This window comes from Candidatus Obscuribacterales bacterium (genome assembly GCA_036703605.1).
GTDB lineage: Bacteria > Cyanobacteriota > Cyanobacteriia > RECH01 > RECH01 > RECH01.
Window position 1 is genome coordinate 1 of the sequence record DATNRH010001061.1, and the last position, 1,553, is coordinate 1,553.

A 1,553-nucleotide genomic window follows, 5' to 3' on the forward strand; every position below is an offset into this window, starting at 1 on the left:
GGCGATCGCTGGGAAAGAGTAACCCGCCTTTGCTGACCCTATGGATTTGTTTGATCACCAAGCCGCCCAGCGCCGCCAAACCCACGCCCCCCTCGCTGACCTAGGGATTATTCACTGAAGAGAGCAAGAAGACTCTTCAGATCATGAGCCCATGCCCGTATTGCCTGAGTGAGCGAGGCGAAACCATGACTCCGACAGAGATTGAGCGCCATATTGCGCAGCACAGACCAGTTTGTTGCACAATTGTGCTGCCGATCAGGAGCCGCATCTTCCCTCAAAACCACATCCTTGACCCAATGGAGGGAATTCTCAATCGACCAATGACCGCGAATGCCTTGGGCAAAGTCTTGAGCACTCAAGGCTAGAGAACTCAAGTAAAAGTGCTCTTCCTCAAAAGCCTTCCCCTCTCGCCACCCATAACGCCGAACGCGAATTCCACTGCGGGGTTGGCACCACTGCGGCGCCAGCGTTGGCAGATGTTGAAACACATCGACCTGCCGATGAACGCGCCGACCATGACTGGTGTCCTGTTCCGCAAAGGTACTATCGGGCTGGGTTGTGTCGGCATGGGTTTGTAGATGAGCCAAGAGTTTCGGTTGATTCCCTTTCACCCCCACGAGATAGTCATTCCCCGCAGCCACAATCAACTGAATTGTTTTTTTTGAGTATGAAGAGCATCCAACGTCAACACGACATTACTCAACTGCAACGTCTCAAGCAAATACTGCACCACCTTTTGTTCACTGTCAGCTTTGTTCTCAAACTGTTGCAGAGCAACGACAACACCTTGATGGTGACTGTAGACGGAGACTAAGCTGACAAAATTTTGACCGGCATTGTCAAAGTTGGAGACCGTGCCTTTGATGCTCTTACCATCAATGCTCAACCATTCACCCGGTGCAATCTCGACCGATTGGCTCATCCAACGGTGAAAGAGGTCAACCAGATGGATGAAATCGAGTTTCTGGAGAATGCGGCGATAGGTCGTGTCGGAGGGAGCTCGACCGCCATCAAGTCCGAGTTGGTGCGCGAGGGCGGGGTAATGACGTTGACCAAAGGCTTCGAGGGCGAGATAGGAGTGGCAGCCACTGAGGATGCCCATAATGAGCAGCAGTAGAAGCACCCAAAGGGGATACTGGCGACCCCTGGAAGTGCGGAAGTCAGGGACTTGTTGGAGATAGGTTAATAAGCTGGTACTCATCAGCAGGGTGTAATGATGTTGTAGAGTCCAGGATAAACTTTCTCTCCTCAATGAATAATCCCTGCCCCGCAGGGGGGAGGTGGGTCAACAGTCAGCAGTGCGAGTAACGGTCAAACAAGAAAGTCTCACGGCCCCACAACTCTGACATTATGATGAAAAGGCTTGATCTCGGTCAGGCCTTTTCATCATTCTGATGGCATCTTCATTTTTAGGATTAGCAGCGGGATATGGCGATCTTGACCCTCGATCAACGCAATTACTACTATGTGCTAGAGGCCGAGCGCACGGGGATTCACAAGTCGATTTTGGCGGCGTTGGATCAGGTACACCAGTCGCCCCCCCTCGAAGACGA

General features: G+C 52.2%; 2 protein-coding genes. Both read right to left on the bottom strand.

Annotation, left to right across the window (positions count from 1 at the left end):
• Positions 1-107: 107 nt before the first annotated feature.
• A complete protein-coding gene (locus V6D20_21555; protein ID HEY9818369.1) occupies positions 108-641 on the bottom strand; it encodes an ISAs1 family transposase in 534 nt (177 codons plus the stop codon).
• Positions 642-643: 2 nt separating this feature from the next.
• A complete protein-coding gene (locus V6D20_21560) occupies positions 644-1,201 on the bottom strand; it encodes an ISAs1 family transposase (GenBank protein HEY9818370.1) in 558 nt (185 codons plus the stop codon).
• Positions 1,202-1,553: the final 352 nt, after the last annotated feature.

Coding starts and splice junctions, on each gene's coding strand:
- V6D20_21560 (HEY9818370.1), bottom strand. CDS start 1,201: ATGAGTACCAGCTTATTAACCTATCTCCAACAAGTCCCTGACTTCCGC.